The organism is Xanthomonas cucurbitae (genome assembly GCF_002939885.1).
Classification (GTDB): Bacteria; Pseudomonadota; Gammaproteobacteria; order Xanthomonadales; family Xanthomonadaceae; genus Xanthomonas; species Xanthomonas cucurbitae.
Genome location: NZ_MDED01000027.1, coordinates 36,412 through 62,016, shown reverse-complemented (window position 1 = coordinate 62,016; position 25,605 = coordinate 36,412). Strand labels below are relative to the sequence as shown.

General features: G+C 68.9%; 7 protein-coding genes and 2 pseudogenes. All 9 read left to right on the top strand.

The window, feature by feature from the left end:
* Positions 1 to 85: 85 nt before the first annotated feature.
* Positions 86 to 976: pseudogene (gene tssK, locus XcuCFBP2542_RS14335) on the top strand (type VI secretion system baseplate subunit TssK); the annotation flags it as partial.
* Positions 958 to 2,231 (top strand): annotated as a pseudogene (gene icmH, locus XcuCFBP2542_RS14330) (type IVB secretion system protein IcmH/DotU). The pseudogenes tssK and icmH, both read left to right, overlap by 19 nt.
* Positions 2,228 to 5,755 carry a type VI secretion system membrane subunit TssM gene (gene tssM / locus XcuCFBP2542_RS14325; protein ID WP_104604217.1) on the top strand — a complete coding sequence of 1,176 codons (3,528 nt, stop codon included), beginning with the start codon at positions 2,228 to 2,230 and terminating at the stop codon, positions 5,753 to 5,755. The pseudogene icmH and the gene tssM overlap by 4 nt, the downstream one beginning before the upstream one ends.
* Positions 5,752 to 6,327 carry a type VI secretion system-associated protein TagF gene (tagF, locus tag XcuCFBP2542_RS14320; protein WP_104604215.1) on the top strand — a complete coding sequence of 192 codons (576 nt, stop codon included), beginning with the start codon at positions 5,752 to 5,754 and terminating at the stop codon, positions 6,325 to 6,327. Before tssM ends, tagF begins: the two co-directional genes overlap by 4 nt.
* Positions 6,324 to 7,040, top strand: a complete 717-nt coding sequence (locus XcuCFBP2542_RS14315; RefSeq protein WP_104604213.1) for a PP2C family protein-serine/threonine phosphatase — start codon at positions 6,324 to 6,326, stop codon at positions 7,038 to 7,040. Before tagF ends, XcuCFBP2542_RS14315 begins: the two co-directional genes overlap by 4 nt.
* Before the next feature lie 4 nt (positions 7,041 to 7,044).
* Complete coding sequence (locus tag XcuCFBP2542_RS14310; protein WP_104604211.1) at positions 7,045 to 10,737, top strand: bifunctional serine/threonine-protein kinase/formylglycine-generating enzyme family protein; 3,693 nt, start codon at positions 7,045 to 7,047, stop codon at positions 10,735 to 10,737.
* Positions 10,734 to 11,177 carry a hypothetical protein gene (locus XcuCFBP2542_RS14305; RefSeq protein WP_104604200.1) on the top strand — a complete coding sequence of 148 codons (444 nt, stop codon included), beginning with the start codon at positions 10,734 to 10,736 and terminating at the stop codon, positions 11,175 to 11,177. The genes XcuCFBP2542_RS14310 and XcuCFBP2542_RS14305 overlap by 4 nt, the downstream gene beginning before the upstream one ends.
* Positions 11,174 to 12,856 (top strand): ShlB/FhaC/HecB family hemolysin secretion/activation protein, encoded by a 1,683-nt coding sequence (locus tag XcuCFBP2542_RS14300; protein ID WP_104604199.1) that lies wholly within the window; start codon positions 11,174 to 11,176, stop codon positions 12,854 to 12,856. The genes XcuCFBP2542_RS14305 and XcuCFBP2542_RS14300 overlap by 4 nt, the downstream gene beginning before the upstream one ends.
* An 11-nt stretch (positions 12,857 to 12,867) precedes the next feature.
* Positions 12,868 to 25,569 carry a filamentous hemagglutinin N-terminal domain-containing protein gene (locus tag XcuCFBP2542_RS14295; RefSeq protein WP_158251451.1) on the top strand — a complete coding sequence of 4,234 codons (12,702 nt, stop codon included), beginning with the start codon at positions 12,868 to 12,870 and terminating at the stop codon, positions 25,567 to 25,569.
* Positions 25,570 to 25,605: the final 36 nt, after the last annotated feature.

Genomic DNA, 25,605 nt, shown 5'->3' with positions numbered 1-25,605 from the left:
GTTCGACTTGAATCTTCAGTGGGCGGCCCATTTCGATGACTGTCTGTGATGAGATGGCACTATTATATCATTATGTAAACACCCTCTGAGCACGCGGCTGCTACCGCAATCGCAGCCACTGGAAGGGCTGGACCGCATTGCGGTGGCGCGTATCATCGAAACGCGCGCCGATCGCCAGGTAGTGCTGGACCCGCACTTCATTCCCAGCGCGATGGTGTGCCAGGCCGCGCCACGGCTGACCACCTTCCTGACCGAACTACTCGGGCTGCTGCACCAGCGTGGCGAAGCCCTGGCCGCGCGGATGACGCTCACCGATCGCGGTGGCGCGGCCGATATCGCCGATTTCCTGCTGCTGCAGCTGGTCAACCGTTGGCAACCGCAGATCGCGCACTGGGCCGCCGCACCGCTGGCGCATCCGGAAGAATTGTTCCGCGCCTTGCTGGCGCTGGCCGGCGAGCTGAGCACCTTCACCGCGCCGGGCAAGCGCCCGCCGGCATCGCCGGTGTACCGGCATGAGACGCAGCAAGAGAGCTTCGAGCCGCTGATCGGCGCGTTGCGCAGCAGCCTGAGCGCGGTGCTCGAACAGACCGCCACGCCGTTGCCGATGCAGGCACGCAAGTTCGGCGTGTGGGTGGCGATGGTGCCGGACCCCACGCTGCTGGACAGCGCCGCCTTCGTGCTGGCTGCCAAGGCCGAAATGCCCAGCGAAGAGTTACGCCGCCTGCTGCCGGCGCACGCCAAGATCGGCCCGGTGGAGCAGATCCGCGACCTGGTCAACCTGCAGTTGCCGGGCATCGCGGCCAACCCGATGCCAGTGGCGCCGCGGCAGATTCCGTATCACGCCGGCTACCTGTACTTCGAGTTCGACAAGAGCGCCGCGCTGTGGCGCACCTTGAAGACCTCCGGCGGCATTGCCTTCCACTTCGGCAGCGAATTCGCCGGGCTGGACTTGCAATTGTGGGCGATCCGGAGCTGAGCGCATGAGCCATCCGCTTGCCGAACGCGACCCGATCGCTGCCGCGCCGTTGCCGGCAGAAGCCATCGCCGCCGAAGACACCGACATCAGCGAACTGCTGGGACGCAGCGTCAACCCGCTGGTGCAGGCGGCCACGCCCTTGCTGCTGCTGGCGGTGCAGTTGCGCCACAGCGCGCAGTTGCCCGACGTGGCGCGCCTGCGCGAACAGGTGATGGCGCAGATTCGCCGCTTCGAACAGCGCGCCCGCCAGGGTGGCGCGCCGGTGGAGGCGATCACCGCCGCACGCTACGTGTTGTGCGCCCTGCTCGATGAGGCGGTGCTCAATGCACCCTGGGGCGAGCGCAGCGGTTGGTCGCAGAAAACGCTGCTGGTGGTCTTCCACAGCGAGTCGTATGGCGGGGCCAAGTTCTTCCAGATCCTGGAGCGGTTGTGCGCCGATGTGCGGCGGCATCTGGACCTGATCGAGCTGATGTACCTGTGCCTGGCGTTGGGCTTTGCGGGCCGTTACCAGATCGAGGCCGGTGGCCTGGCCCGGCTGGGCGAGATCCAGGACGATCTGTACCGCCGCATCCGCGCCGAGCGCGGCCCCGCCCCGGACAGCCTGGCGCCGCGCTGGCGCGGCGTGGAAGACCGCCGGCGGCTGGGCCGCTTCCTGCCGCTGTGGGCCGCCGCGCTATTGGGGCTGAGCGTGCTGGTGGTGGCCTTCGTGTGGTTCCAGACACGCCTGAGTACCCTGGCTGCGCCGATCAGCGCGCAGGCGGCGCAGTGGGGGCTTGCGCCGGCCACGCCGCCGGACGCCAGTCCGTTGCCGCCACCACCGCTGCGGCTCAAGCAGCTGCTGGCCGCGCCCGAAGGCGAGGGCTTGTTGCAGGTGGACGAGCAGCCCGATGGCCAGACCCGCGTGCGCCTGAGCAGCGCGGCGATGTTCGCCTCCGGCGGCGTGGACGTGGAGCCGGATCAGCGCGGCCTGATCGCGCAGGTTGCCGCGGCGATCGATCAATTGCCGGGGCGGGTGATCGTGGTCGGGCACACCGACGACGTGCCGGTGCGCTCGCTGCGGTTTGCCGACAACTACGCCTTGTCGGCGGCGCGTGCGCAGGCGGTGGCGCAGTTGCTGCGCGCGCAGCTGGCCACGCCGGGGCGGGTGGAAGCGCTGGGCGCGGGTGATTCGCAACCGCTGGTACGACCGCCGCACTTGCCGGCCAATCGCGCGCGCAACCGCCGCGTGGACATCCTGTTTCAGCCGGGGGAATGACGATGAAGACGCTGTTGTCCACGCTGAGCGCCACCGTGGTGGTGAGCGTGCTGGCACTGAGCCTGCTCGCGGTGCTGTTGTGGGTGGGCGGGCCGTATGTGGCGATCGGTGGCTGGAGCCCGTTGGCCGGCGCGGCCGCGCGCGTGGTGGCCATCGTGCTGGTGATCGCGCTGTGGGTCGGCGTACTGGCGTTGCGTCGCTGGCAGGCGCAGCGGCGTGCGGCCCGGCTGTCCAGCGCCTTGGCGGCGCCCGGTCGCGACGACGACCGCGAACTGCGCAGCGGCCAGGAACGCGCACACCTGCAGGCGCGCTTCCAGCAGGCCATTGCGCTGCTGCGCAAGCGCCGCGGCGGCGATCTGTATAGCTTGCCGTGGTATGCGCTGATCGGCCCGCCCGGCTCGGGCAAGAGCACCTTGCTGCAGCATTCCGGTCTGCAGTTTCCGTTGGCCGCGCGCATGGGCGATGCCGCGCTGCGCGGGGTGGGCGGCACCCGCGATTGCGAATGGTGGTTCACCGACGAAGCGGTGTTCCTGGACACCGCCGGCCGCTACACCACGCAGGATTCCGATCAGGTGGTGGATGCCGGCGCCTGGCGCGACTTCCTGCGCCTGCTGCGCCGGCATCGCCCGCGCCGGCCGCTCAATGGCGTGCTGGTGACCATGAGCATGTCCGACCTGCTGCTGCTCGACGATGGCGAGCGCGACACCCACATGCAGGCGATCCGCCGCCGCCTGGACGAACTGGCCGACCACCTGCAGGCCAGCGTGCCGGTGTATCTGATCTTCACCAAGTGCGATCTGGTCGGCGGCTTTGGCGAGTTCTTCGACGATCTGAGCCCTGCCCAGCGCAGCCAGGTGTGGGGCATGACGTTCGCGCTGGCGCAGACCCTGGAAGGCCAGGCGGCGCGCCGCTTCGCCGACGAATTCAACCTGCTGCAGCAGCAGCTGAGCGCACGCCTGTTCGAGCGCCTGAACCTGGAACGCGACCGGCTGCGGCGCGCGGCGATCCTGGCGTTTCCGCAGCAGCTGGCCGCCTTAGGCGAGCGCGCGCGGCAGTTTGTCGAAGGCAGTTTCGCCGGCAATGCCTACGGGCCGGCGCCGCTGTTGCGCGGGGTGTACTTCACCTCCGGCACCCAGGAAGGCACGCCGATCGATCGCATGATGGGCGCGGTGGCACGCACCTTCGGCGTGGACGACGCGCGCGTGCATGCGCCAGGCGCGCAGCGCCGCACCTTCTTCGTCGAACGGCTGTTGCGCGAGGTGGTATTGCGCGAATCCGGGTTGGCCAACACGCCGCCATCGCGGCAACGCCGCACGGCCTGGCTGCAGGCCGCCGCCTATGCCAGCGTGGGCGTGCTGACGGCGGCGCTATTGGCCGGATTGAGCGCCAGTTACCTCGGCAACCGCGCCTATCTGGCGCAGGTGCAGCAGGCGCTGGATGCACGCCCGGCGGTGCCCGACCCCAATGCCGCCACCCGCATGCCCGAGTACGTGACGCGCACGCTGCAGCAGGCGGCCGCCACGCACGCGGTGGTGCAGGTGGCGCAGCAGTACCGGCAGGGTGCGCCGTGGGCGCTGCGCATGGGCCTGTTTCAGGGTGGCGCGCTCGGCGATGCGCTGCAGGCCGGCTATCTGCGCCAGCTCAATGCCACGCTGCTGCCGGCACTGGCGGTGCGCTTGCGCGATGGCCTGGTCGACAACGCGCAGGCGCCGCAGGCGCTGTACTACACGCTCAAGGGCTATCTGATGCTGGGCCAGCCGCAGCACCTGGATCCGGCCCAGCTAGGCGCGCTGGCGGCGATCGAGGCCGGCAAGCTGTTCCCGCGCGATCCGGCGCAGCAGCAGGCACTGGTCGCACAACTGCAGGCCTTGCTGGACACGCCCACGCGCGTACGCGCGCTGTCGCTGGATGGGCAGCGCATTGCGCAGGCGCAAGCCAGCCTGCAGGCGGCCGATCTGTCCACGCTGATCTACGGCAACCTGCTGCTCACCCCGCCGCCCGGTACGCCGCTGCGGCTGGACACGTCACTGGGCCTGCTCGCCGATACCTTCGAGCGCCGCAGCGGCACGCCGTTGTCCACGCCGGTGCCGGCGCTGTATACCCAACCGGTGTTCGCGGCCCTGCAGCGCGACGGCATCGGCCAGGCGGTGGAACGCTTCGGGCGCGACGATTGGGTGTTCGGCGGCGCGCCGCTGGATGCGGACGCCCGCGCCGCGCTGACGCGCCAGGTCGGCCAGCGCTACGAGGCCGACTATCTCCGCTACTGGGATGGATTGCTGGCCGATCTGCAATTGCGCCCGGCCGCCGATCTGGCCGCCGCCAGCGCCACCGCCGCCAAGCTGGCCGGCCCCAGTTCACCGCTGCGGCTGCTGCTGGGCGTGGTCGGCGACCACACCCAGGCGATGGACCGCGCCCCACCGCCGGATGCGGCCCAGCGCGCTGCCTCTGCGGTGGCCGGCAAGGCCGCCGCCGCCGCCGGCAGCGCAGCGGCCAAGCTGCCGGGTGGGGCAGCGATGCGCGCCGCGCTGGCGACCCCGCCCGATCCTGCGGCCGCCACCGCATCCGTGCCTGGGGCAGCGATCAGCGAGCATTTCCTGGCCCTCAATGCACTGGCGGCCGGTGCGCCCGGCAGCACGCCGCTGGACCAGCTGCTGCGCGTGCTCGATCAACTCGGCAAGCAGTTGCTGGTGGTCTCGCAAGGCGGTGGCGATGCTGCGGCGGCCAATGCGCAACTGGCACTGGCGCGGCAGGAAATGGCGCAGCTGCCGCCGCCGGTGACCGGCTGGCTGCAGAGCCTGGCCGGCAGCAGCGCCACCTTGATGACCCAGGGCGCGCGTGCGGCGCTGGATGCACAGGTGCGCCAGTCGGTGGGCGAGGTGTGCAGCGAGTTCGTGCGCGGCCGCTACCCGTTCGACCCGGCCGCGCAGGTGGAGATTCCGCTGCAGAATTTTGGCGAACTGTTCGGCAGCGGCGGGCGCCTGGATGCGCTGTACACCGGCACCGTACAGGCCCTGCTGGACACCCAGGCGGCGCATTGGCGCTGGAAGGACGGCCCCGATGCGGTGGTCGGCGCTCCCGGTTTGCCGGCGCAACTGCAACTGGCGCAGCGTATCCGGCAGAAGTATTTCCGCGGCGGGCCGGCCCCGCAGGTGGGCTTCACCGTGCTGGCGCCCACGCTGGGCGAGGGCGTCGCCCGGCTCACGCTGGAGATCGACGGCCAGCGCTACGACTACCAGCCCGGCGCCGCGCAGAGCATGCCGATGACCTGGCCCGGCCCGGTGCCGGGGCATGTCTCGATCACGGCCTTCGGTGCCGACGGCGTGGCGCTGGGCAAGCTCGATTACCAGGGCGACTGGGCGCTGTTTCGCGCGCTACAGGACGCGCATCTGGAAAATCCCTCCGACCTGCGCTTCGTCGCCCGTTTCGCGCTCGGCGGCCACGACGTGCAGCTGCCGCTGCGCGCAGGCAACCTGCGGCACCCGTTTCTGGACAGCGACGTCCAGCACTTTGCGTGCGGCGGTTGAGCATGTCGGCCACCGAACAGATCGGCTTCTACGGCAAGTTGCCCGGCGTGGGCGACTTCGTGCAGCGGCGCCTGCCGCCCGGCTTCGTGCAGCCCTGGGATGCGCATTTTGCCGCCTGCCTGGAGGCGGTTCGCCAGCCGCTGGGCGAGCGTTGGCCCGCCGCCTACCGCAGCAGTGGCGTGCGTGCGTTCGCGCTGGGGCCGGGCGTATGCGGGCCGCAGGCCTGGGCCGGCGTGCTCGGTCCGGGCGAAGACCGGGTGGGGCGGTGCTTTCCGCTGACCCTGGCGATGCCGTGGGCGCACGCATGCCTCCCGGCGCCGGCGTGGTTCGGCGCGCTGGCCGCCTGCCTGGGCCGCGCCTTGCGCGCACGCACCAACGCTGCCGGTTTCGAGACCGCCGTGTGCGCGCTCGCGCTACCGGCCACGCCCTCCACCGCACCGGCCCCCGTGCAGGGTCACGCGCTGTGGTGGCGTCCAGGCGAGACCGCCCAGTCGCTGCACGGGCTGCCCGCCGCCGAACGCTATCTGGACTGGCTGCTGGCCGAACAGGACATCACCGAGGTGACCCGATGAGCGCGCCCTACCGCTCGGCCGGACATACCGAAACGGGCAAGGTGCGCCGCCTCAACGAAGACGCGCTGCTGGTGCGCGAGGAGGCCGGGCTGTGGGTGGTGGCCGATGGCCTGGGCGGCCACAGCGCCGGTGATTACGCCAGCCAGTTGCTGGTGCAGCGGCTGGGCGCCCTGGTGCGCCCGCCGGACCTGTGCGACTTCCTGGACGCCATCGACGACACCCTGGCGCAGATCAACGCCGAGTTGCTGCACGCCGCGCGGCAGCGCCGCGTGGACATGATCGCCACCACCGTGGTGGTGCTGGTGCACGACCCGGATTTCATGCTGTGCGGCTGGGTCGGCGACAGCCGCATCTACGCCCGCCACGCCGGCCCGCTGCGCCAGCTCACCCGCGACCACGTGCACGGCGTGCGCGAGGACGTGACCCAGTTCGGCAGCGCCCAGGCCGCCGCCGCCGCAGCCGGTGTGCTCACCCGTGCGGTGGGCGCGCAGGAACCGTTGTTTGTCGATTGGGTGCTCACCCCCAGCCTGCCCGGCACGCAGTTCGTGTTGTGCAGCGACGGCATCAACAAGGAAATCCCCGACCCGGAGCTGGATGCCGAATGCCACCGCTTCGGCGATCCGCGCGCGCTGCTGGCGCGCTTGTTCGAACTGGCGATGGGCAGGGCGGCGCGCGACAACGTCACCGCCGTCGTCGTCAGCCTGCAGGAGTGACCGCATGCACCAAGACACCGCCACCGTGACCGAACTGGTCACCGCCATGCGCCGCGGCGCGCTGGACCTGGAGGCCGTGCTGGCCGCGCTGGGCAGGCGCGCGGCGATGCCGGACGCCGAATACCGCGATGGCGTGGAAACGCTGTGGCAGCTGCAGCGCCAGCAGCTGCTGGACGATGCCACCGTCACCACCCTGGTGCGCCGGCTGGATGCCTTGCGCACCGCCGCCGCTCCCACCGCCGCCGCGCCGCCATCGACACCGCCGCCAGCCACGCCGATCGACGACGACGCCACCGTGGTGATGCCGCGCCGCGATGCCGTGCGCGTGCTCGACGAGGACATCACCCGCGTGCAACCGGCGCAGCCGCTACCCGGCGATGCGCCCAGCCTCACCAGCCTGGGGCTGGGCACGCAGACCGGTCTGGGTACCCAGACCGGCACTGGGACTGGCACCGGCACCGGCACGGCCGGCACCGCCAGCCTGTCCAGCTGGCAGCAACTGGCCGACGCGGCCGGCGGCGATCACGCCAGCGTCGGCAGCCTGCTCAAGGGCCGCTTCCTGCTGGAACGCGAACTCGGGCGTGGCGGCATGGGCGTGGTGTACCTGGCACGCGACGAACGCAAGGTGGAAGCGCGCGACCGCGACCCGTGGCTGGCGGTGAAGGTGCTCAGCGACGAATTCCGCCGCCATCCCGATGCGCTGGTGGCGCTGCAACGCGAAGCGCGCCGCTCGCAGAAGCTGGCACACGACAACATCGTGCGCGTGTACGACTTCGACAAGGACCGCACCCTGGTCTTCATGACCATGGAGTACATCGACGGCTGCGACCTGAAGACCCTGATCCGCGAGCAGGCCTACAGCGGCATGCCGCTCAAGCAGGCCTGGCCGCTGATCGATGGCATGGGCCGCGCGCTGATCCGCGCGCATGCGGCCGGTGTGGTGCATTCGGACTTCAAGCCCGGCAATGTCATGGTCACCCGCGAGAACGTGGCCAAGGTGTTCGACTTCGGTATCGCACGCGCCGGCAAACACGCCGCCGACGTGGCCGGCGAGCAGACCGTGTTCGACGCCGCCACGCTCGGCGCGCTGACCCCGGCCTATGCCAGCCTGGAGATGATCCGCGGCCAGGCGCCGACACCGGCCGATGATCTGTACGCGCTGGGCTGCGTGTGTTTCGAGCTGCTCACCGGCAAGCACCCCTTCGACAAGCTCAGTGCCGAGGTGGCCCTGCGCGAAGGCCGCCGCCCGCCGCCGGTGCCTGGCCTGACCCGGCGCCAGTACGCCACGCTGTGCGCGGCGGTGGCGTTCCCGGCCACGCATCGCCTGAAGCGGGTGGAGCAGTTGCTCGATGGCCTGCGCCAGGTGCCACTGCGCGAACGCGCGCTGCCGTTGCTCGGCTACGGCGCCGCCGCACTGGCGGTGGTGGGCACGGGCGGCTGGGGCATCCACCGCTATCTGCATCAGCAACATTTGGCCGAGGTGATCGCACGCTTCGGCGCGCAGGACCCGCAGCGCTATCGCGACGAAACCCAGGCCATGCAGGCGCTGTCCAGCCTGGAGCCGGACGACCGCCGCCGCCTGCTCACCGACCGCAGCGACCTGATCGAGGATTTCCTGCTGCGTCGCCTGGATGCGCTATGGAATCCGGGCAACGGCCGCGACGACTATCGCGGCGCATTGCAGGTCTTTGCGCTGCGCGACCGGCTGCGGCTGTACTCGCCGTCGCTGGATGCGCGCCGCCAGACCATGGAACGCGAGAAGAACGAACGGCTCAACGCGCTCGACACCGCGCTCAATCGCCAGCTCGACGCCGGGCTGCTGTTCCGCAGCCAACCCGACAACGCGCTGGCCACGCTGGACCAGGTGCGCCGCATCGATCCGCAGAGCAGCCTGCTGCGCCATTCGGCGCTGGAAGTGCGGCTGGACGAGGCCATCGCGCAGGCGGTGGCTGCCGGGCAACTGGCCACCGCGCGCAACCAGATCGACCAGGCCCGCGCCGCCTTCCCGGACGCGCTGCGCCTGCAGTTGCGCAGCGCCGAGGTGCAGGTGGCCGAACAGCAGGCGCGCCGCCCACGCGCCACCGCGCCGCTCGATGCCGCAGGCGCACGCCAGGCGCTGGCAGCCGCCCTGGCACAGCCGGCAACCGACCCGGCCTGGCGCGATCGCGTGGCCGCCGCGCTGGCCGCGTTGCCGCCGGCCGAGCGCAGCACGCAGCGCAGCGCCGTGGCCGAGGCCATCGCCGGCGTGGTGGCCGCGCAGGCCGATCCGGCGCAACTGGCCGGCGCGCAGGCGCTGGTGGCGTTCGGCCTGGACCTGGTCCCGCAGTCGGGCGCCTTGCTGGCCCAGCGCACGCGCCTGCAGACCCTGCAGCAGCAACTGCAACAGGCACTGGCCCGCGAAAGCGCCGAGGCCGAACTGGCCGGGCGGGTGGAATCGCTGCGGCGTGCCGCGGCCGCCAACGATCTGGGCAAGACCGCCGATGCGCTGGCGCGCATCCGCAGCCTGCAGCCGGACCACCCGCTGCTGCGCAGCGAAGGCCCGCAGTTGCTGGCGCAGGTGTACCGCAACACCGCCGACGACGCCTTCGCCAAGGGCCGCTATGCCCAGGCCGCCGACTTGCTGGCCCAGGCCCAGCAGCGGCTGGGCCAGCGCGCCGAGCTGCGCCAGGCGCAGGAACGCTATGCGGTGGTGGCCGCCGTGATGGCGGCCGGCGACCTGCCGGCCGCCGAGCGTCGGCCACTGGGCCAGCGCCTGCAGGCGCTGTATCGCAGCGATGCCACGGCCATGGCGCAGCTGGAAGCGCAGATGAAGGCCGCCGGGCAACTGCCCGAGGGTGCGCTGTCCGCCCGTTTGCAAGGCGCGCCCGCCAGCGACGCACCCGTGCCGGACAGCGTGCCGACCGGCAGTGCCGGCGACCCGGCGGCGGCTGCCCCGGCCAGGCCGGCGCGTGGCAAACCCGGCGCCCAACCGGGCGTCGCCGCGCCCATCCCGCGCGCTCCCGGCGCGGCCGCGGCGCCGGCCGGCCTGGACGACGAGGCCAGCCTGCCGCCGGTGCCCACCGGGCCGGACCCCTGCGGCGGCGCCGGCCTGCCAGGCCGTGGCGCGGCCTGTTTCGACACCCTGGGCGACACCCGCGGGCCGATGCTGGTGGTGGTGCCCGGCCGCGATGGCGGCAAGCCGTATGCGCTATCGCGCGGCGAGGTGGCGGTGGCCGACTTCAACCTGTTCTGCCAGGCCACCGGCCGCTGTACCGCGCAGGCCGCCAGCACCCCCGAGCTGGCCCGCGCGCCGGTGCGCAACATCAGCCTGAGCCAGGCCCGCGCCTACCTGCGCTGGCTGACCATCGGCAGCGGCGGCTGGCGCTACCGCCTGCCCAGCGATGCCGAATGGCTGCATGCCGCGCAGGCCGGGGCCAACTGGCGGCAGGCCGAAGACAGCAACTGCGTGCCGCCCACCGCCAGCGCCAGCGACACCGTGCGCGCGCCGGTCTCCGCACGCGGGCGCGACGCCAACCCCTGGGGCCTCATCAACCTCACCGGCAATGTCTGGGAATGGGTCTCCACTGGCGCCGGGGTGCAGGCGCGCGGCGGCAGCTTTGCCAGCTACTGGTCCGACTGCACCGTGCAGGCCAGCCGTAGCGACAACGGCTCGGCGCAGCCGGATGTGGGCTTTCGCGTGCTGCGGGAATTGCCATGAGCCACGACGGCACCACGCAGCACGCGGCCAACGCGCAACTGCAGGCCCTGGCGCAGGCGCATCAGCACGGCCAGCTCGACCGCGCGCAGTACCGCGCACGCCGCCGCAGCGTGCTGGAGGCCGCGCGGCAGGCGCAGGGCGCTACCTTGCGCAACCCGCCGCTGCGGCCGGCCGACCCCTACGCCCGCCCACCCCGGCAAGCGAACCGGTTCAGCCAGCGCCGTCGTCGTAACGTGGCAATCGTCGTAACAGTGACCGTCGTTGCATTAATATTGCTAATATTCCGTGAAGGTGCGTTGGGGTTCGACCGACGTTCAGTCAGGAGTGAGTGCCCGCCTGCCGAACATCACCCGGGTCTCGAGACTGCCGCATGCGCAGCCGACGCCGTCGGGCATGCGCGACAGCGGATGTTTTCAGGGGTAAGTGACGAATGCGTATGACGTGTCTGGCCGCGGCGGTGTCCGCGTGCCTGCTGCTGCCCGTTCCCAGCTGGGCGCAGGGACAGCAGGATTCCGTAGCACCGGTTGCCGGCAGCGGTGCCGCACTGCCGGCCATGAAGGATCGCGGCGATGCCGCAGCAACCCTGCCGGTACGCGGCTTCCGCGTGCGCGAGGTCGGCAACTACCCCGACGCCGGTATCGACCCGGCGCGCATCCAGGCCGTGGCCGATGCCGCCTTCGCCGCGCTGGCGCAGGGCCAGCCGGAAGTGGCGTTGCGCTTCGACCAGCTGCAGGCGGTGGCCGACACCGTGACCCAGGCCTATCGCAGCGCCGGCTTCATCGTCAGCACCGCCTACCTGCCGGCGCAAACCCCGGGCGCGGACCGCCTCATCGAGATCCGCATGCTCGAAGGACGGATCGGCCAGATCACCGTGCAGGGCGCGGCGCGTTATCGTGGCACCGCGTTGTCGGCGCCCTTGCGCCAGCTGCAGGGCCGCCCGCTGCGCAAGCAGGACGTGGACACCGCCTTGCTGTACACGCGCGACCTGCCCGGCGTGTCGTTGTCCTCGGTGCTGCAGCCTGGCCAGAACGCTGGCGAGACCGACGTGGTGCTGGTCGCCAGCGAAGCCGCGCGCCCGTACACGATCAGCCTGGGCGGCAACAACTACGGTACCGAACTCACCGGCCGTTATCGCGCCCAGGTGGGCATCACCTGGAACAGCCCGCTCGGCCTGGGCGATGTGTTCGCGGCCAATTACGCCTATTCGCTGTCGCCGCGGCAAAGCCAGATCGGCGCGTTGTCATACGCCTTGCCGATCGGCCAGGTGTCCGGCCTGAGTGCGGTGGTCGGCGCCAGCCGCAGCGAGCTGGAAGTGCGCAACGGCCTGTTCGCCCGGCTTGGCCTCAGGGGACCGACAGCCGTGGTGTATGCCGGCGCCGACTGGAAATTCATCAACCAGGATCTGCTGCAGCTGCAGGCATCGGCGCGCTACCTGCGCGAAACCTCGCGGCTCGAAGCGGCCGGCACCCGGCTCTCGGACCAGTCCTTCGACGTGGCCGAACTCGGCGCCTCGCTGCGCCGCACCGACCTGCGCTGGCGCGGGGTGGACCTGTTGCAGCTCAGCGTGCGCCAGGCCTTGCGCGACGACTCGGCCGACCCGGACCTGGTCACCCCCGATCGCGACAGCCATTTCACACTGGCGCGGCTGTCCTACACCCGCCTGCAGTACCTCACCCGCACCCAGCGCCTGTATTTCAAGGTCAGCGGCCAATACAGCGACAACACCCTGGCGCCGCTGGAGCAATTCGCCGTCGGTGGCCCGGACAGCATGCGGTCCTATCCGGTCTCCGATGCGTTGGGCGACCGTGGTTATTACACCGGGTTGGAATACCACGTCGATGCGCCGGGTTTTGCCGATGTCGCCTCGCCGTTCAACGGCCGCCCGTGGCGCGAGCTGCTGGAGCTGGACGTGTTCGCCGACCACGCCCGCGTGTACGCGTCCAACGGGATAGCCGCGCCGGCGACCTTCGACGCCGCCGGTGTGGGTTTCACCTTCCGCCTGCCGCAGTACGCCAATTTCGAATGGCGCCTCACCGCCGCCCTGCCGACCGGACGCCGCAACGCCTCCGATGGTCGCGACGACGCCCGTATCTACACGCGTTTCGGCTTCACTTTCTGAGGGATCTGCGCATGCACGCCAACCACACCGCCGCGACCGCTGCCGCCCGTTCCCCTGGTGCGCTGCCGCCGCGCTCCCCGCTGGCGCTGGCGCTGGCCGCCGCGCTCACACTCAGTGCGCCTGCCGCCGCGCAGGTTGCCAGTACTCAGCTGCCGACCAACGGCAGCATTGTCGGTGGCACCGGCGCCCTCCCGGTACCTACCGGCGCCAGCCAGGTCATCACCCAGACCTCGGACCGGATGGCATTGACCTGGTCCTCCTTCAACCTCGGCGCGGATGCCACGCTGCGGTTCGACCAGCCCTCCAGCGCTGCGGTGGTGCTCAATTTGATTGGCGGCAGTTCGGCCAGCCAGATCTTTGGCAAACTCAACGCCAACGGGCAGGTGTTCCTGGTCAATAGCAATGGCGTGCTGTTCGGCCCTGGCGCGCAGGTCAATGTCGGCGGCCTGGTGGCCAGCAGCCTGGGTATGAGCGCGGCCGATTTCATGAACAACGGCAACACGCTCGATGCCGGCGGCGGCACTTCGTTCGTCTCCAACAACGGCACCATCACTGCGGCGGCAGGCTCGGTCAACCTGATCGGTGGCCAGGTCGTCAACAACGGCACCATCACCGCCACGGCGGGCAACATCACACTGGCCGGCGCCAACCGCGCCACGCTCAATTTCGAAAGTGGCGGTTTCGGCGTCGTCATCGAGACAGGGTTGCAAAGCCAGCTAGGCGGAGCGGCGGTGAACAACACCGACAGTCTGATCGCACCCGGCGGTACCATCACCTTGCAGGCCAGCGCCGCCAGAGCGCTGTTCAACCAGCTCGTCAACAACAGCGGCATCATCAGCGCTGTTTCGCTGTCCGATGTCGGAAGGGACGGCAATGTCTCGTTGGTTGCCAATGGCAGCACTGAAACATCGATTGGTGGCAGCGGCAGCATCAATGTCGGCAGCGGCTCGATCAGCTATATCACTGAGGGCAGCGTGCAGCAAACCGGCACCCTGACCGCCGGCGACCTGTTTGCCAGCGTCAGCAAAAACCTGCTGCTCACCGGCGAGAACAAGATCGCCAAGATCAATGGCTTCATAGACGGCGATCTGAGCCTGACCAATGCGCGCGATCTCGGTCAGGGCACCGCCCTCCAGGTGAAGGGGATCAGTACGTTCGCGCTCGGGTCCCATGCGCTCACCCTGAACACTACGAGCAACGACTTCGTCAAAGCGGTGAACATCAAGGCCGGTGCCACCAGCATCACCGATGGCAATGCGCTGACGCTGGGCGAACTGACCACCGGGAACCTGACCGCCGCCAGCACTGGCGCGTTGAACCTGGGCAGCGGCACCATCACCGGCACGCTGACCGCCACCAGCAACAACGGTGCGATCACCCAGGCCAACGGCCTGACCGTGACCGGTGCAAGTAGCCTCAATGCCGGCAGTGGCGCGATCACGCTGACCACCGGCAACAACGACTTCCAGCAGTCCGTCGCGCTGACCGGCGGCCTCACCAGCATCGCCGATGGCAATGCGCTGACACTGGGCACGCTCAACACCGGCAACCTCACCGCCACCAGTAACGGCGCATTGAACCTGGGCAGCGGCACCATCACTGGTACGCTGGCCGCCACCAGCAACAATGGCGCAATCACCCAGGCCAACGGCCTGACCGTGACCGGCAACAGCACGTTGAATGCCGGCAGCGCTGGCATCACGCTGGAGAATGCCGACAACGAGTTCCAGGGTGCCGTCGGCGCCACCGGCAACGGCATCGCCCTCACCGACCGCAACACGCTGACGGTCTCCTCGATTGCCGGCAACACCAGCGGCAACATCGCGCTGACCGCGCAGGCGATCACGCTACCGACATCGGCGATCACCGCCGGCACCGGTGGACTGACCCTGACCGCAAACGCCGGTCCACTGGCCACCCAGGGTGCCCTCAGCGGCGGCAATGTCGTGCTCGACGCCCGCGACGGGCTGACGCTTGCGCACGACATCACCGCCAACAACACCTTGACCCTGCGCACGGCCAATGCCGCGATCGAGCAGACCGCCGGCCAATTGCTGGTGCGCGAGACGACCAGTGCAAACGCCGGCACCGCCGCCATCACCCTGACCGGCAACAACGATTTCCAGCAGGCCGTCACGCTGACCGGCGGCCTCACCAGTATCACTGATGGCAATGCGTTGACGCTGGGCACGCTCAACACCGGCAATCTCACCGCCATCAGCGAGGGCGTGCTGAACCTGGGCGGTGGCACGATCACCGGCACGCTGACCGCCGCCAGCAACAGCTGGGCGATCACCCAGTCCAACGGCCTGACCGTGACCGGCACCAGCAGCATCAATGCGCGTGGCCAGGCGATCACGCTGACCAATGGCGACAACGACTTCCAGCAGGCTGTCAGCCTCAGCGGCAGCATCGCCAGCATCACCGACCGCAATGCACTGACGCTGGGCGGGCTCATGCTCAACGGCCTCAACGCCACCAGCAACGGTGTGCTGACCCTGGGCACGGGCACGGTCTTCGGCAGGCTGAACGCCACCAGCAACAATGGTGCGATCACCCAGGCCAGCAACCTGTTCGTCGCCGGCGCCAGCACGTTGGATGCCGGCACCGGCGCGATCACGCTGACCAATCGCAACAATGACTTCGAGCAGCCAGTGACGCTCACTGGCGGTGCCATCAGCATCACCGACAGGAATCGATTGACGCTGGGCACGCTCAACACCGGCAACCTCACCGCCACCAGCACTGGCGACCTGAATCTGGGTAGCGGCACCATCACCGGCACGTTGACCGCCACCAGCAACAACGGCGCGATCACCCAGGCCAATGGCCTGACCGTGACCGATGCCAGCAGCGTGAATGCCGGCACTGGCGCGATCACGCTGACCGCCGTCGACAACGACTTCCAGAACGCAGTGACCCTGACCGGCGGTGTCGCGCAGATCACCGATCGCGATGCGCTGGCGCTGGGCGCGCTCAACACCGGCAACCTCACTGCCATCAGTAACGGCGACCTGAACCTGGGCGGCGGCACGATCACTGGCACGTTGACCGCCACCAGCAACGGTGGCGCAATCAACCAGACCAACGGCCTGACCGTGACCGGTGCCAGCACGTTGAATGCCGGCGCTGCGGGCATCACCTTGACCGGCGACAACGACTTCCGGAGTGCAGTGACCCTGACCGGCGGTGTAGCGCAGATCGCCGACCGCAATGCATTGACGCTGGGCACGCTCAACACCGGCAATCTCACCGCCACCAGCAACGGCGCACTGAACCTGGGCGGCGGCACGATCACCGGCACATTGACCGCCACCAGCAACAACGGGGCAATCACCCAGGCCAACGGCCTGACCGTGACCGGCACCAGCAGCATCGATGCACTTGGCCAGGCCATCACGCTGACCAACGGCAACAATGACTTCCAGCAGGCTGTCTCGCTCAGCGGCGGCGCCACCAGCCTCACCGACCGCAATGCGCTGACGCTGGGCACGCTCAATACCGGCAACCTCACCGCCATCAGCAACGGCGTGCTGAACCTGGGCGGCGGCACCATCACCGGCACGCTGACCGCCGCCAGTAACAACCGGGCGATCAGCCAGTCCAACGGCCTGACCGTGACCGGTACCAGCAGAATCGATGCGCTCGGTCAGGCGATCACGCTGACCAACGGCGACAATGACTTCCAGCAGGCCGTCAACCTCAACGGTGGCGCCGCCAGCATCACCGACCGCAATGCCCTGACGCTGGGCACGCTCATCACCGACGGCTTGACCGTCATCAGCAACGGTGCGTTGAACCTGGGCAGGGGCACGATCGTCGGCCGGCTGAACGCCACCAGCAACAACGGTGCGATCACCCAGACCGACGGCTTCTTCGTCACCGGCACCAGCACCTTGAATGCCGGCACCGCCGCCATCACCCTGACCGGCAACAACCACTTCGAGCAGGCAGTCACGCTCACCGGCGGCCTCACCAGCATCATCGACCGCAGTACGCTGACGCTGGGCACGCTCAACACCGGCAACCTCATCGCTACCAGCACCGGTGCATTGAACCTGGGCAGCGGCACGATCACCGGCACGCTGACCGCCACGCTGACCGCCACCAGCAACAACGGCGCGATCACCCAGACCAACGGCCTGACCGTGACCGGTGCCAGCAGAGTGAATGCCGGCACTGGCGCGATCACGCTGACCAACGGCAACAACGACTTCCAGCAGGCCCTCGCGCTGACCGGCGGCCTCACCAGCCTCACCGATCGCAGTACATTGACACTGGGCGCGCTCAATACCGGCAACCTCACCGCCATCAGCAACGGCGCATTGAACCTGGGCAGCGGCACCATCACCGGCACGCTGGCCGCCACCAGCAACAACGGCGCGATCACCCAGTCCAACGGCCTGACCGTGACCGGCACCAGTACCTTGAATGCCGGCAGCGCTGCCATCACGCTGGAGAATGCCGACAACGAGTTCCAGGGCGCCGTCGGCGCCACCGGCAACGGCATCGTCCTCACCGACCGCAACACGCTGACGGTCTCCTCGATTGCCGGCAACACCAGCGGCAACATCGCGCTGACCGCGCAGGCGATCACGCTGCCGACATCGGCGATCACCGCCGGCACCGGTGGACTGACCCTGACCGCCAGCGCCGGTCCACTGGTCACCCAGGGTGCCCTCAGCGGCGGCAATGTCGTCCTCGATGCCCGCGACGGGCTGACGCTTGCGCACGACATCACCGCCAACAACGCCCTCACCCTGCGCACGGCCAATGCCGCCATCGAGCAGACCGCCGGGCAACTGCTGGTGCGCAATGCGACCAGCGTCAATGCCGGCACTGCGGCCATCACCTTGACCGGCAACAACGACTTCCAGCAGGCGGTCACCCTCAGCGGTGGCCTCACCAGCATCACCGACCGCAATGCGTTGACGTTTGGCACGCTCAATACCGACAACTTCACTGTCATCAGCAACGGCGCGCTGAACCTGGGCAGCGGCACCATCACCGGCACGTTGAACGCCACCAGCAACAACGGCGCAATCACCCAATCCAACGGCTTGACCGTGACCGGAACCAGCAGCATCGATGCGCTCGGCCAGGCAATCACGCTGACCAATAGCGACAACGACTTCCAGCAGGCCGTCAGCCTCAGCGGTGGCACCACCAGCATCACCGACCGCGCTACCTTGACGCTGGGGACGCTCAATACCGGCAGCCTGACCGCCAGCAGCAGCGGCGCACTGAACCTGGGCGGTGGCACGATCGTCGGCACGCTGACCGCGACCAGCAACAACGGCGCAATCACCCAGTCCAACGGCTTGTTGGTGACCGGCACCAGCGCGCTGAATGCCGGCACCGCGTCCATTACCTTGAACGCCAACAACGCGTTTTTGCAGGCCGTCAGCCTCAGCGGTGGTGCCACCAGCATCACCGACCGCAACACATTGACACTGGGCGCGCTCAACACCGGCAACCTCACCGCCATCAGCAACGGCGCACTGAACCTGGGCAGCGGCACGATCGATGGCATCTTGACCGCCATCAGCAACAACGGTGCGATCACCCAGTCCAACGGCCTGACCGTCACCGGCGCCAGCAGCATCGATGCCGGCAGTGGCGCGATCACGTTGACCAGTGGCAACAACGACTTCCAGAATGCAGTGACCCTGACCGGTGGTGTCGCGCAGATCACCGATCGCGATGCGCTGGCGCTGGGCATGCTCAACACCGGCAACCTCACTGCCCTCAGCAATGGCGCGCTGGACCTGGGCAGCGGCACCATCACCGGCACGCTGACCGCCGCCAGCAACAACGGCGCGATCACCCAATCCAACGGCCTGACCGTGACCGGCATTGGCAGCATCGATGCCGGCACTGGCGCGATCACCCTGACCACCGGCACCAATGACTTCCAGCAGGCCGTCGGCCTTGCTGGCGGCCTCACCAGCCTCACCAACGGCAATGCATTGACGCTGGGCACGCTCAACACCGGCAACCTCACCGCCACCAGCAACGGCGCATTGAACCTGGGCAGTGGCACGATCACCGGCACGTTGACCGCCACCAGCAACAATGGCGCGATCACTCAATCCAACGGCCTGACCGTGACCGGCACCAGCACCTTCAATGCCGGCAGCGCTGCCATCACGCTGGAGGAGGCGAACAACGATTTCCAGGGCGCAGTCAGCCTGACCGGCAACGGGCTGACGATGCGCGATGCCAACAGCCTGACGGTGGCCGGGCTGACCAACGGTGGCAACGGTGCCATCGCGTTGCTGGCAGGCGACACACTCACGCTGCCCGCGCAGGCGATCGAGACCGGCACCGGCGATCTCAGCCTGACCTCGCTGGGTGGCGCGCTGACCACCGCCGGCTCGCTGGCTGGTCACAACCTCACCTTGCGCGCGGGTAGCGGCCTGAATCTGCGGCATGTGATCCAGTCCCGCGGCACGCTTGGATTGACCAGCGACACCGGCGCGATCAACCAGACTGCCGGGCACCTCGACGTTGCAGCAGGCACCACGGCCACCGCTGCCGGTGCGATCACCTTGAACGGTCTCGACAACGACTTCCAGCAGGCCGTCACGCTCACCGGCGGCGCCACCAGCCTCACCGACCGCAATACGCTGACGCTGGGCACGCTCAACACCGGCAACCTTATCGTCACCAGCAACGGTGCATTGAACCTGGGCAGCGGCACGATCACCGGCACGCTGACCAGCACCAGCAACAACGGTGCGATTACCCAGTCCAACGGCCTGACCGTGACCGGTATTGCCAGCATCGATGCCGGCACTGGCGCGATCACCCTGACCACCGGCAACAATGACTTCCAGCGGGCCGTCAGTCTCAACGGTGGCCTCACCAGCATCACCAATGGCAATGCATTGACGCTGGGCACGCTCACCACCGGCAACCTCACCGCCATCAGCAACGGCGCATTGAATCTGGGTAGCGGCACCATCACCGGCACCTTGACCGCCACCAGCAACGACGGTGCGATCACCCAGACCGACGGCCTGACCGTGACCGGCGCCAGCAGCATCACTGCCGGCAGTGGCGCGATCACGTTGACCCGCGGCAACAACGACTTCCAGAATGCAGTGACCCTGACCGGTGGTGTCGCGCAGATCACCGATCGCGATGCGCTGGCGCTGGGCACGCTCAACACCGGCAACCTCACCGCCACCAGCACTGGCGCATTGAATCTGGGTAGCGGCACGATCACCGGAACGTTGACCGCCGCCAGCAACAATGGCGCGATCACCCAGTCCAACGGCCTGACCGTGACCGGGATTGGCAGCATCGATGCCGGCACTGGCGCGATCACGCTGACGACTGGCAACAATCACTTCCAGCAGGCCGTCAGCCTCGCTGGCGGCCTGACCAGTCTCACCAACGGCAATGCGTTGACGCTGGGCACGCTCAACACCGGCAACCTTACGGCCATCAGCACGGGCGCACTGAACCTCGGCAGCGGCACGATCAATGGCAGCTTGATCGCCACCAGCAACGGTGGCGCAATCACCCAGTCCAACGGCCTGACCGTGACTGGCACCAGCACGTTGAATGCCGGCAGTGGCGCGATCACGCTGACGAGCGGCAACAACGACTTCCAGCAGGCCGTCACGCTCACCGGCGGCCTCACCAGCCTGACCGACCGCAATACGTTGACACTGGGCACGCTCACCACCGGCAACCTCACTGCCCTCAGCAACGGCGCGCTGAACCTGGGCAGCGGCACGGTCACCGGCGTACTGACCGCCACCAGCAACAATGGCGCGATCACCCAGACCAACGGCCTGACCGTGACCGATGCCAGCAGCCTCAATGCCGGCACTGGCGCGATCACCCTGACCACCGGCAACAACGACTTCCAGCAAGCCGTTGCGCTGACCGGCGGCCTCACCAGCATCACCGATGGCAATGCGCTGACGCTGGGCACGCTCAACACCGGCAACCTCACTGCCACCAGCAACGGCGCACTGAACCTGGGCAGCGGCATCATTACCGGCACGCTGGCCGCCACCAGTAACGGTGGCGCAATCACCCAGGCCAACGGCCTGACCGTGACCGGCACCAGCACGTTGAATGCCGGCAGCGCTGGCATCACGCTGGAGAATGCCGACAACGAGTTCCAGGGCGCCGTCGGCGCCACCGGCAACGGCATCGCCCTCACCGACCGCAACACGCTGACGGTCTCCTCGATCGCCGGCAACACCAGCGGCAACATCGTGTTGAACGCGCAGGCGATCACGCTACCGACATCGGCGATCACCGCCGGCACCGGTGGACTGACCCTGACCGCAAACGCCGGTCCACTGGCCACCCAGGGTGCCCTCAGCGGCGGCAATGTCGTGCTCGACGCCCGCGACGGGCTGACGCTTGCGCACGACATCACCGCCAACAACACCTTGACCCTGCGCACGGCCAATGCCGCGATCGAGCAGACCGCCGGCCAACTGCTGGTGCGCGAGACGACCAGTGCAAACGCCGGCACCGCCGCCATCAGCTTGACCGGCAACAACGACTTCCAGCAGGCCGTCACGCTCAGCGGCGGCCTCACCAACATCAACGACCGCAATGCGTTGACGCTGGGCACGCTCAACACCGGCAACCTCACCGCCACCAGCAACGGCGCATTGAACCTGGGCAGCGGCACGATCGATGGCATCTTGGTCGCCACCAGCAACGGCGGGGCCGTGACGCAGACCGGTGCGTTGCTGGTCACTGGCACCAGTACGGTCGATGCCGGCAGCGGCGCGCTCGTGCTGAACTCCGACGGCAATGATTTCCGCGGTGCGCTCACCCTGGCGGCGGGCAACGCGCAGATCGTGGATTCCAACCTGCTCACCCTGGAGCGGTTCGTCACCGGCGCGCTCGACGTCACCAGCCATGGGCAGCTGGATCTGGGCCAGGGCAGTGCGGGCAGCCTGCTGGCGGTCAGCAACGGTGCTGCCATCGGGCAGGCCGGTGCACTGGTCATCGCCGGCAACAGCGTGATCGACGCCGGCGCCGGCGCGGTCACCTTGAACCAGGCCGGAAACGACTTCGGCGGCACCGTGGCCGTGGCCGCCGGTGCGGTACAACTGCGCGATGCCCATGCGCTGTCGCTGGCAACCTCGCGCATGGGCAGCATCGCCGCCGTCGCCAACGGTGCCATCGCACAGACAGGCACGTTGTCGGTGTCTGGCGATGCCTCGTTCGATGCGGGTGCGGGCACCATTGCATTGACAGCGCCAGGCAACGACTTCGCTGGAACCGTCTCGCTGCGTGGTGGCGCGGTGGGGATTGCCGATGCCACTGCATTGACGCTGGGGCGGCTGGACACCTCCACGCTGCAGGCCACCAGCCAGGGCGATCTGAATCTGGGGGTTGGCGTCGTCGCCGGCACGCTGTCGGCGCGCAGCAATGGCGGTGCGATCAGGCAGGGCGGCTCGCTCCGTGTCCTTGGTGACGCTGTGCTTGACGCAGGCGCGGGCGCCATCTTCTTGAACGATCCAGCCAACGATCTGGCGGGCAAGCTCACGCTCAACGCGGCAGCGGCGCGGATTGGTACCGCTACGCCACTGACGCTGGGCATGCTCAACGTCGGAGAGCTGCATGTCTCGACGGTGGGTGCGCTCAATCTCGGCCAGGGTACGGTCGGTACGCTGGCGGCGAGCAGCGTGTTCGGCTCGGTGTCGCAGACGGGGCCACTGGTGGTCTCAGGCAGCAGCGTCATCGAAGCGAACGCCGGTGACGTCAGGTTGGACAACGTCGGCAACGATTTCGTCGGCGCGCTATCGGTGTTCTCACAAGGTGTGACGCTGGTGGACCGTAATGCATTGACGCTGGGCAACGTTGGCGCCGATCGCCTCACGGTGACCAGCACCGGTGCGCTGGACCTGGGAATGGCCGGCGTGCGTGGCGATTTGCGTGCAACCAGCAATGGCGGCGCGATCGGCCAGACCTTTTCGATCGGGGTGGGTGGCGCCAGCATGATCGATGCCGGTACCGGAACGATCACGCTCACCCACCGGTTCAACGACTTCCAGGGCGGAGTGCGCCTTGTCGGTGGTGCGAGCCAGATCGTCGATCGCAATGCACTCAGCCTGGAGACCTTTGCGGTGACCAGCCTGCGCGCAACCAGCAACGAACGTGCCCTGGACGCGACGGTGAAGGACACGCTCAGCCTGGGTAGCGGTCGCAGCGACGGTGCACTGACGGCCATCAGCAACGGCGGCGACATCGTGCAACGCGGTGCGCTCAGCGTGGGCGGCGCGACAACTTTCGATAGCAGCACCGGCAGCCTCGGTGCCGACGCCGGCACTATCACGCTGACCGGCAACAATGCCTTCGCAGGCACGGTGAGCCTCACCGGTGGCGCGACCGAGCTCACGGCCGGCTCCGCGCTTACCCTGGGCACGCTGGACACCGGCGCACTCACCATCGCCAGCAACGGCGCACTGAATCTGGGCCAGGGCCGCGTCGATGGCGCGTTGACCGCCACCAGCAACGGCGGCCGCATCACCCAGGCAGGCGCACTGCGCATCAGCGGCACCAGCACGCTCGATGCCGGCAACGGCGCCATCGCGCTGGACAACGCCGGTAACGATTTCGCCGGTGCAGTGAACGCGATCGCCTCCGGCATCGCGTTGGTGGATCGCAACGATCTGCAGATGGCGTCCTTGCAGAGCAGCGGCAATGCCTCGGTGTCGCTGGATGCCGGCGGTGCCTTGCAGCTGCCTGCCAGTGCGATCGATGTCGGTACCGGCGCGCTCAGCCTCACGGCGCGCGGCGCTGTCCTCACCACCACGCACGCCGTGCGCGGTGGCGATGTGCAGCTCAGCGGTGCCAACGGGATTGCGCTGGGCGAGGGCATCACCGCCGGCGGCACGCTGAGCCTGCGCAGCACCAACGCGGCCATCACCCAGGGCGCGGGCACGTTGCAGGTGGCCGGCAACAGCGTGGTGGATGCCGGCAGCGGCGCGATCGTGCTGGATGCGGCGGGCAACGATTTCCAGGGAGGGCTTGCCCTGACCGGCGGCGCCACGCGGGTGCGCGATGCCAATGCGCTCAGCCTGGATGCACTCGACACCGGCGCATTGAATGTCACCAGCAACGGTGCATTGAACCTGGGTTTTGGCCTGGTCAACGGCGATCTGGATGCCACCAGCAACGGCGGTGCGGTGAGCCAGACCGGCGCGCTGACCGTCACCGGTGCCAGCCGCATCAATAGCGCCGGCGCAACCATCGCTCTGGCCGATACGGGCAATGATTTCCAATCCATCCTCAGCCTGAGCGGCGGCGATACCCGCGTGCGCGATCGCAACGCACTGACACTGGGCAACCTGGACGTCGGCGCGCTGGATGCGGCCAGCGGTGCCGGCCTGAACCTGGGCCAGGGCCGTATCGGCGGCACGCTGCTGGCGCGTAGCGGCACCGCTGCGGGTAGCGACAATGGCAGGGTCACCGCGCAGGCGATCGCGCGCCCGGCTGCAACCGGTGCCGGTATCACCCAGCAGGGCGCCTTGACCGTCCTCGGCAACAGCCTGCTCGACGCCGGCACCGGTGCCATCGTGCTCACCGACGCCGGCAACGATTTCCAGGGGAGTGTGCAGGCCAGCGGCGGCAGCATCGCCCTGGCCGATCGCAACGCCCTGGCCGCCGCCGTGCAATCCAGCGGTGCGGTGGACCTGCAGGCCGGCGGACAGCTGTCCAGCAGTGGCGCGATCACCGGCAACACCGTGGCGTTGACCAGCGGCGGTGCCATGCTGCTCGGCCACGATGTCGCCACGGCCGGCACGCTCAGCCTGCATAGCGGCGGTGCGATCACCCAGCGCGCTGGCAGCCTGCGTGTCGGCCAGCTCAACGGCAGCGCCGCCGGTGCGGCCACGCTCGCCGGTGCCGGCAACAGCATCGGCACCTTGGCCGATGTCAGCGCGCAGGGGCTGGACGTGTTCAGCGCCACCACGCTGCAGGTCAGCGGGCGCGTGGATGGCGGCACGTTGTTGCGGCTGGGCAGTGGCGCGGTGTTGCTGCTGGATGGACAGCTCAGCGGTGCCAGCACCTGGCTGCAGGCCACAGCGGGCATTGACCAGCGCGCCGGCAGTACGCTGGGTACCAACCTGCTCAGTGGCAGTGCCGGTGGTCCGGTCATGCTGGGCGATGCGGCCACCTTCATCGACAACCGCGTGGTGCGCCTGGGCGACTTCACGGCCGGCAATGGTTTCAGCCTGACCAACGCCGGCACCCTCACCCTGGTGCGGGCCAACGGCAGCGTCTACAGCGTGGATGCCGGCAACAGCGCCTTGTTCCTGTCGGTGCGCGGCGATCTGTTGCAGGAAGGCCGCGCCACCCTGCGCGATGGCACCGGCAGCTTCTCGGCCACCGGCCGCATCGGCACCCAGCAGGACCCGATCTACCTCATCGGCAGCGGGTCGCAGACCATCGGCATGGTGGGCGCGCCACCGGCCTACTTCGACGCCACCACCGCCGCTGGCGGCCTGCTGGACCTGAGCGGCGGCTCCAGCTTCAACGTGCCGGCCTCTGCGTTCGCCAGTCGCGCGCAGAGTTCGGCCAACCGCACCATCGCCTTTGTCGATCTGTCCAGCTCCGGGACGCCGTATCGCGCGTTCGGCCTGGTTCGCCCCGGCCTGCGCCTGCCCGACGACCAGCAGCCGGCCTGCGATGCCGGCGACCCGGACGCGGTCTGCACCCCCCAGTAATCGCCCCGCCGCCGCCTCGTTGCGGCGGCTCCCCCG